Origin of the sequence: Tatumella sp. JGM130, from assembly GCF_018257525.1 — a bacterium.
Classification (GTDB): Bacteria; Pseudomonadota; Gammaproteobacteria; order Enterobacterales; family Enterobacteriaceae; genus Tatumella; species Tatumella punctata.
Window position 1 is genome coordinate 1 of record NZ_JAERJS010000057.1, and the last position, 7,732, is coordinate 7,732.

Here is a 7,732-nt window from a genome sequence, read left to right on the forward strand (position 1 = left end):
TGTTTTGGCGAATACAAAACTAACCACTTTTACCGCCGTTTTCTATTAATTCACGCTAAGGTGCGATGAACCTGATTCTTGGGTAACAGACCTGAAAAATCTCCCCTGGCCCCAGTACGGCACCATCCCACATCACGATGTCGGGTTTGGAACACAACGCCCCCCGGACTATCAACTCCGTCATCAGGTGCTTCAGGCTAAGATCACGCACATAATCATAGTGTCTGATATCAAACCATGAGAGATCCTCAGGTGTAACAGTGAAATTCTTCCGGCAGCGTGCCTGATGTAATAACTGCTGGTAATAGCAGTTCCGACGGGTACGCGCCTGCGCTGGTTGTTTCGATTTTCCGGTCTTCTGCATCTTTTCTCCTTTATATCCTTGACTGCCCCCCGTCAGTAAGAGTATTGCAGACCACTGGAATGAATCTTATCAGTGTAATTTCTTATGTCTGTTAGCTAATTCTGCTTTATTTAGCGGATTTAGCTGCTTTGTGGCTCCTGTTATCCTTTAGAAACCACATACGGAGCAGTCCGTATATTCAGCGAATATACTGACGCCAGCCATAAGGCGAAATCAGTACAGTGTTATGTGCAGTCCAGATATCAATTCGCTGAAGTTGGTACAGGTGCTGCAATGCTGGCTGAAGGCGTCCGGGCTGACGGAGTCTGTTAGGAACCCTTGGGCTGACCCAGCTCCGCTTTAAAGGCTGGCCGTTATAATCAATAAAACGCTCATGCAACCATTCCCATAACAACTCTGCATCCTGGATAAATTGTGGTTCTTCCGGCACTGGCCCCAGCAAAGTCAGTGCTTCATTCAGGTACCATTGGCTGATTTTTTGTGCATCCATGAGGGTGGATTCAGGGATATCTCCTTCAGCACCACTGAAATAGTGGAACAGGGCTGCCAGGCGCGCCACTTTATTTCCTTCCTTAGAGGCAAAATCCTTCAGGTGACAATATGTTCCTCCCTCAGCCATCTCGCGTTCAAAATATTCACAGATATCCATCCAGCGCATAGCTGCTTCCGGTGTAAAAGTGAGAGCCTTACGCCGTACATGATCTTTATTGTTAATTTTTTGGCCATACATTTCCAGTAACTGTCGGAGACGAAGATGGTAGGGGGCTAACTGTTCCTGATAATTCTCCAGCACAGGTCCTGTCCTTGAACCAATCGTACTTTGGGGCCGACAAAAAAAGAATCTGGCCAGAAAACCGCTACCCCGGGCCTGCTCCTGTGACCGTTTGAAATACTTTCGTAAGGGGGCATCCTGTACCATCAGACTCGCAGTAAGTCTGGCATCGTGAACAGTAAAGCTTTCGGAAGTCCGCCGTGATACGGTAAACGGTGAGCCATCCCACAGATCATTCAGCATGCCCAGGTTCTGTATAGCTTTTCCCCCCAGAATAATATCACCCTCTGCGGAATGCAGTGCCATTGAGCCTCCGCCTTTGTGTAACTGATACTGCAATGCCGCCGGAGTGATATCGCTGCTCAGTAACTGTACCCGTGACGGCTCCCGGGGACGGTCTTCCTGGTGGTCCCTGATGAGTTCTTTTACTTCCTCCCGGGGTTGTTTATTTTTGGTTTTTTTATTTAATACATTTTTCAGTGCTTTCAGCTCTTCTTCCCATATATCACGTTCAGTCTCATAATCCTGCATACTGTCATTGTACCGGGCCTCGATTTCACGCTCGTACTCATGTAACGACATCATAAAAAGTTTATCTACAGTCGATTTACGTTCTCCTGATTCCGCCACAGTACAAAAGTTACATGATACCGGTAACGTCACCCCCTCTGTGGGGCTGACATTCGTCATTCCCTGACATAGCAGAGAAACCGGCGTCATAGCCGACGCAAAAATCAGTGCTGTCGGCGCTTTTGTTTTACTGGCTGCACCCATAATGGCATGACGGATAATGTCCGGTACGCAGTCCAGAGGGAAAGATGAATCTCCGTTCAATGAACCTGATGTATATATGCGACTCACAGAGCCTCCTTATTTTTTAATAAAAGAAACGATGAAAGGACATTGAACGCATGAATATTATTTTTTACAACCATTCCTCTCGGTATGTTTTTCGTCATTGACTCTGGTATTTTCCGGTATATCCCGGTGGAATTTAAAAAGCCAGGTGAAATTAAATTTCCACGTCATTACCTTCCGGATTAGTGTTGGAATGGAAATGGTTTTTTATTAATCATTCATTTTGATTGATATCTTTAATTTGTGTGGTTTTCATGAAAAATTCAGATATATATCATTTTGTTGAATAAAGGTTACTGAGTACCCGTGAACTCCTCCAGTGGTTATTCTCTGATGCCGGAAATAAAGACCCTTTTTAGGAATGATCCGCTTTGACACAACCTCACAGTGTGTCGTTGCCAATGTCCAATAATTGTTCGATTCTGACGACATATCCTCGTAACAGCTTCCCTTACAGTGTGGCTTTTCCACCACACTGACTGAGGATGCACAATGGCTGTCTATCGTAACGATCCTGATTTAAATCTGCTGGGCCAGTGCAGCAATGAAGAGCTGCAATTGCTGGTTTCCATCCTGACTACTGACCCGCGTGATGGTGATACCCGCTGGACTGAAAGTCTGACGGGGACTTCTGAGTACCGTGTTCTGGCACCTCAGCACCGCCTTTACTGGCAGCTGATAGCGGCTGAACTTCAGCGCTATGGCGCAAATACCCTGATGAGTCTGGCCCGGCTGGGGCAGGGAGTCGTATACCGGGAAATTCTCGAAGATGTCTGCGACAAACTCGACGTGAACTACAATCTGAAAAGTACGACTGAAACCATTGAGCTTTCCCTGTTGATGAAGGTGCTGGAGAAGAGTCTGGATCAGATGACACCGGAAAATCTGGCGGCTTTTTCCCGCACTATGCAACTTGAGCTGACCAATCCCACACCTCAGCTCATCATCATGGCAGTACAGGCAGCGATACGGACGTCTTCTCTGGCGGCACTGGAAATTGCAACCGTAATGTCTGCAAGCGTGATCACTTCTCTGGGGGGCATTGCGACCTGGGGCACTGTGGTGGTGGCATCACGTGCACTGTCTGTCATCGCCGGTCCTGTTGCGATGGTACTCAGTTCAGCCTGGATGATTTCCGATATTACCGGTCCGGCTTACCGGGTCACCATACCAGCCTGCATTATCGTGGCCTGGCTGCGTCAGCAACATATTTCCCGTTAATTTACTTTTCGCCATTTCTGGCGGGTCTGCCTATTTTCTGCAGGGAGCATGTATTATGCCTGAACAGGAACACCGCTATGACCGGTTAGCCAGCCGTCTGGCGATGCTTGTCAGTCGTCTTTTTATGGGTGAATCACTTTGCGTCAGTCAGCTGGCACAGGAGTTTGGTGTTTCTGAGCGCACGGTACAACGCGACCTGCGTGAGCGACTGCGTTATCTTGATACGGAATATATCAACGGTCACGTTAGCCTTCGTGATGCACGGGGTCCCTTCCGGACCCACAGTGATATTCTTCGTTTCGCCCGGATAACCAGCGTGGCACATTATTTTCCGGCCCTTGATCCTAAGCTGCTTTCCGTACTCCTCGATAATGGTCAGGATTCTCCCTGTATTATCTGGAGTGATCCGCCACGGGAGACGCCTGCGTTGTTTGGCGGTTTTCAGGTCATTGTTCAGGCCATTATCCGTAACCGGCTATACACTTTCTTTATCAGGAGCGTCCACAGACAGCTATCGCACCTTACAGACTGATATGTCAGGGCGGAGAATGGTACCTGACCGCTGTCTCAAAAGAGCGAATTCAGGTATTTACTCTGTCAGACATTACCGATGTGGTGATGACTGTCAGCCATTTTGTCCGGAAAAGGCATATCGATCGCATATTACAGGAACCGAAGTTTATGCGTGCGCTGCCTCATTTTAATTACATCAGCGGAATTCTTAATAAATAAGGTTATTTATCCAGGTGATATATAAAGAAGTCATACCTGTCAGTCCACTTACCTGTATCCAAAAACTAATTTTTCAATATAAAGGAGCATAAAATGAAAATGCATCAATCGGCAATATTTCTTCTTGTTATCTCTGCCCTGACAGGGTGCGGGGATAACTTTTCGTGTGATAACGAAGAAGCATTAAAATCAGTCAATGATATTATCGTGAATAATGCGCTGAATGAGCGCGATTTCAGAATGTTCCGTCCATACAGTCAGTCAGGCCTGACAGGCAGGTCAGTCACCATGACCCGGGACAACCCTGTTGCTATTGACAGTAATCCGAACGTTAAATCATTAACCTGCGAGGTACATTTTACCGCTACGTTATCGGGTGAAGAAAACAGTCATTTAAAACAGCGGACTGATGATATTACTCACCGGGCAGAGAAAGAATCCGGTTATGAGAGTCATAAAGGATTTATTGCTAATGTGAATAAAGCCGCGATTGATATGGCAAAAAACAGGCAGGTCACAGGCACGATAGAATATACGCTCTATCAGGCAAAGGGAAAGGTGGTGACGGAAGTCAGTGACACGCCGGAAGCCGGTCAGGCCATACACCTCATTGGCGACAGGTTATTACGTCCAATGGCAAGGGTGTATGCTGCTCAGAGGGGCGATTTACCGTTAGATGATTTTTATTCCATCGATATTATGTCGATGTTTCGTGCACCATAAATCAGGGGTAAACCATGAAAATATTATCATCAGTGGTACTTAGCGCTGCGCTGATGAGTACTGTCGTACCCGCTGTTTATGCCGTTCCCGATATCTGGCACCCCGGCTTTGGCATGGGGGTCTCTGAGTACATTATTACCGACTCACAGGGCACTGAGTTCAATATCAGCTGTACCAGCAATCCCGATGATACGCAGGTGCTGCAACACAGTGTGCTAGTCACCCTGGCGGGTGGCAGAATACTGAGCTCACATGATGACAATACCCAGATCACTCTGGTGACCGGTGATGAACAGTATGCGATTCCTCCGTCTCTGGGGTGGCGTAACGGGGATAATGCCTGGGTGTCATTTATTGATGCTGTCAGAAAATCGACATCCTTTGGCGTCTGGATCAACAATAAAAAGGTCGCCAGTTTCACTCCCTCAGTCAGTAATGTGCATAAGGTGCTTGCTGATATGCCAGCCTGTAAGACCCTGACTGCGGAATAGCGTCAGCGCCACAGTCCCTCACAGAATCCGTTTCACCTGAAACGGATGACTTCACATCTCCCCTGGTTTCCATTTTGCATGTCACCTGTTGGTGGCACTGAGGCTTTCCTATGTCTTTTTTAAAAATGCTGCTCACGGCCTTAGGTCAGGTACTGAACTGGTGCGGAGCGCATCAGGCCAGACAGTTTATTGAAATTTGTCTTCGCCGGGCCGGTTATGATGACCGTTTTATTGATGTAGCCAGAGAAGCGGTTACGTTGCTGATCACTGAACTGATAATGGTTCTGACGGCCCGGATTCTGCAAATCCTCGACAGATTCTGATGTCGTTAAATGTTATTACGACTGACTGACCCCGCCTGTGGCCCCTGTCTCCTGACGGAACAGGGGTTTTTTACTTCTATGCCGATTCTCTTAATTCAAAGGTAATAAAAATGAAACTAGCCAGCCGTTTCGGATCCGCCAATATCATTCGTCGTGATCGTCCCTTAACTCATGAGGAGTTATATCGCACTGTTCCCAGTGCTTTCAGTCAGGAGAAACATGATTCCCGCAGTGAGCGTTATACCTATATCCCCACCATTACGTTGCTTGAGAGTTTACAGAAAGAAGGTTTTCAGCCGTTCTTTGCCTGCCAGACCCGGGTGCGTGATGCAGGTCGTCGCGAACACACCAAACATATGCTTCGGCTGCGCCGTGAAGGTCAGATAGCCGGTAAGCAGGTACCTGAAATTATTTTACTTAACAGCCATGACGGCTCATCAAGTTATCAGATGCTGCCGGGGTTATTCAGATTTGTCTGCCAGAATGGGTTGATTTGCGGCCAGACCTTCGGTGAGGTCCGTGTCCCCCATAAAGGGGATGTGGTGGATAAAGTGATTGAAGGAGCGTATGAAGTGCTGGGACTGTTTGACCGCATGGATGAGCAGCGTGATGCGATGCAGGCATTACTGTTACCCCCACCAGCACAACAGGCATTAGCGCATGCTGCATTAACCTACCGGTTTGGAGAGGAGCACCAGCCGGTCACACCTGAGCAAATTCTGATGCCTCGTCGTTATGAAGATAATACCCCTGACTTATGGACCACTTATCAGCGGATACAGGAGAACCTGATTAAAGGAGGATTATCCGGTCGTAACGCCAAAGGGAAACGCAGTCATACCCGGGCCGTTAACGGTATTGACGGCGATGTGAAACTTAACCGGGCTTTGTGGGTAATGGCAGAAAACATGCTGCAGTTAGCTTCTTAATACGGGAGATTTTTCTATGCATTATCTCAGTGAGTCTTCCGGGGCTTTCACTCTTCCCCCCAATGAGCAGCGATCTGTCAAACGGGCACTGACTATCCTGGATAAGTATCTGCGTGAGCCCGGTATTATCTTTACCTCCCCCCCGGGAGAGTCAGAGACTGGTTGCGCCTGAAAATGGCCGGGCTGGAGCGGGAGGAGTTTATGGTGCTTTATCTCAGTCAGCAGAATCAGCTGACAGGCTATGAAACACTGTTTACCGGGACCATCAGCAGTACCCAGGTGCATCCCCGGGAAGTGGTCAAACAGGCTCTGAAGCACAATGCCGCAGCGGTCATTCTTGCGCATAACCACCCGTCAGGTGCGACAGAAATCAGCCAGCCGGATAAACACATCACTCAGCGGATAGTGAAAGCGTTAGCTCTGGTGGAGATACGGGTATTAGACCATTTGATTGTCGGAAATGAAGTGGTTTCTTTTGCTGAGCAGGGTTTGCTGTAACGGAGATTTTCATGCCATTAACCTTACCCCATGAATGGGGGCTACAAAACGATATTACCCCACGGTTTGGCGCAAGACTGGTTCAGGAGGGCAACCGTCTGTATTACCTGGCTGACAGGGCTGGTTTGACGGGAAGCTTAAGGCCAGAGCAGCGACAGAGCCTGGAACATACTTTCCCTCTGTTTATAGCGCAGTTAGAAAATATGCTGCGTTCCGGTGAGCTAAATCCACAGCAGCAACATCAGGTGACCATTCAGCTTACGGGGTTAACCTGTATCGCTGATACCCGTGGTAGCTGCGGCTATGTTTACCTTTCTGTTTATCCTGCGCCGTAACACCTTCTGTCTTATTCTTTTCTAAGGATTCTACCCATGCTCATTTCATCTGTACCGGCCTCGGTGCCGGTTTCGTCACGCCTGTCACCCGTACAGGTCTGGCATCAGCTGTTAACATATCTGCTGGAGCACCATTACGGCCTGACGCTTAACGACACGCCATTTCATGAGGACGCAGTCATTGAGGAACATATCGACGCGGGAATCATGCTTGCCGATGCGGTGAATTTTCTTGTGGAACGTTATGAACTGGTACGCATCGACCGTACAGGGTTTAGCTGGCAGGAACAGACTCCGTACCTCACCGCAACTGACATTCTCCGAGCCAGACGAGCTACCGGATTAATAAATACCTGAATTCTTCGGGCGTCATTCCTGATTTTTACCTCAGATCTTCTTACCCTTTTTATTGGTTCATCGCACCTTAGCGTGAATTAATAGAAAACGGCGGTAAAAGTGGTTAGTTTTGTATTCGCCAAAACACTA

General features: G+C 48.0%; 11 protein-coding genes and 1 pseudogene. 10 read left to right on the forward strand and 2 right to left on the reverse strand.

The window, feature by feature from the left end; genetic code table 11:
* Nucleotides 1-55: 55 nt before the first annotated feature.
* The gene (locus JK211_RS16290; RefSeq protein WP_212709674.1) at nucleotides 56-364 is read right to left on the reverse strand and encodes a hypothetical protein; all 309 of its coding nucleotides are present in this window, start codon (nucleotides 362-364) and stop codon (nucleotides 56-58) included.
* Nucleotides 365-542: 178 nt separating this feature from the next.
* Nucleotides 543-1,997 carry a YfjI family protein gene (locus JK211_RS16295; protein WP_212709675.1) on the reverse strand — a complete coding sequence of 485 codons (1,455 nt, stop codon included), beginning with the start codon at nucleotides 1,995-1,997 and terminating at the stop codon, nucleotides 543-545.
* 489 nt (nucleotides 1,998-2,486) lie between these two features.
* Between JK211_RS16295 and JK211_RS16300 the strand changes: the two genes are divergently transcribed.
* From JK211_RS16300 to JK211_RS16340, 10 genes and pseudogenes are all read left to right on the forward strand, one after another.
* A complete protein-coding gene (locus JK211_RS16300) occupies nucleotides 2,487-3,215 on the forward strand; it encodes a DUF3944 domain-containing protein (protein WP_212709676.1) in 729 nt (242 codons plus the stop codon).
* A 55-nt stretch (nucleotides 3,216-3,270) separates the two neighbouring features.
* Entirely contained in the window at nucleotides 3,271-3,747 is a 477-nt protein-coding gene (locus JK211_RS16305; protein ID WP_249213826.1) for a DeoR family transcriptional regulator, read from the forward strand.
* A complete protein-coding gene (locus tag JK211_RS16955) occupies nucleotides 3,747-3,947 on the forward strand; it encodes a hypothetical protein (RefSeq protein WP_371734653.1) in 201 nt (66 codons plus the stop codon). Before JK211_RS16305 ends, JK211_RS16955 begins: the two co-directional genes overlap by 1 nt.
* Before the next feature lie 93 nt (nucleotides 3,948-4,040).
* A complete protein-coding gene (locus JK211_RS16310) occupies nucleotides 4,041-4,670 on the forward strand; it encodes a hypothetical protein (RefSeq protein WP_212709677.1) in 630 nt (209 codons plus the stop codon).
* Nucleotides 4,671-4,684: 14 nt separating this feature from the next.
* The gene (locus JK211_RS16315) at nucleotides 4,685-5,161 is read left to right on the forward strand and encodes a hypothetical protein (protein ID WP_212709678.1); all 477 of its coding nucleotides are present in this window, start codon (nucleotides 4,685-4,687) and stop codon (nucleotides 5,159-5,161) included.
* A 110-nt stretch (nucleotides 5,162-5,271) separates the two neighbouring features.
* Nucleotides 5,272-5,484 (forward strand): hypothetical protein, encoded by a 213-nt coding sequence (locus JK211_RS16320; protein WP_212709679.1) that lies wholly within the window; start codon nucleotides 5,272-5,274, stop codon nucleotides 5,482-5,484.
* A 110-nt stretch (nucleotides 5,485-5,594) separates the two neighbouring features.
* Nucleotides 5,595-6,413 (forward strand): DUF932 domain-containing protein, encoded by an 819-nt coding sequence (locus JK211_RS16325; protein ID WP_212709680.1) that lies wholly within the window; start codon nucleotides 5,595-5,597, stop codon nucleotides 6,411-6,413.
* Between the two features lie 16 nt (nucleotides 6,414-6,429).
* A pseudogene (locus JK211_RS16330) lies at nucleotides 6,430-6,911 on the forward strand (RadC family protein).
* 11 nt (nucleotides 6,912-6,922) lie between these two features.
* Nucleotides 6,923-7,246, forward strand: coding sequence for a type IV toxin-antitoxin system YeeU family antitoxin (locus JK211_RS16335; protein WP_212709681.1), 324 nt, complete (start codon nucleotides 6,923-6,925; stop codon nucleotides 7,244-7,246).
* A gap of 36 nt (nucleotides 7,247-7,282) precedes the next feature.
* A complete protein-coding gene (locus tag JK211_RS16340; RefSeq protein WP_212709682.1) occupies nucleotides 7,283-7,603 on the forward strand; it encodes a TA system toxin CbtA family protein in 321 nt (106 codons plus the stop codon).
* Nucleotides 7,604-7,732 lie beyond the last annotated feature (129 nt).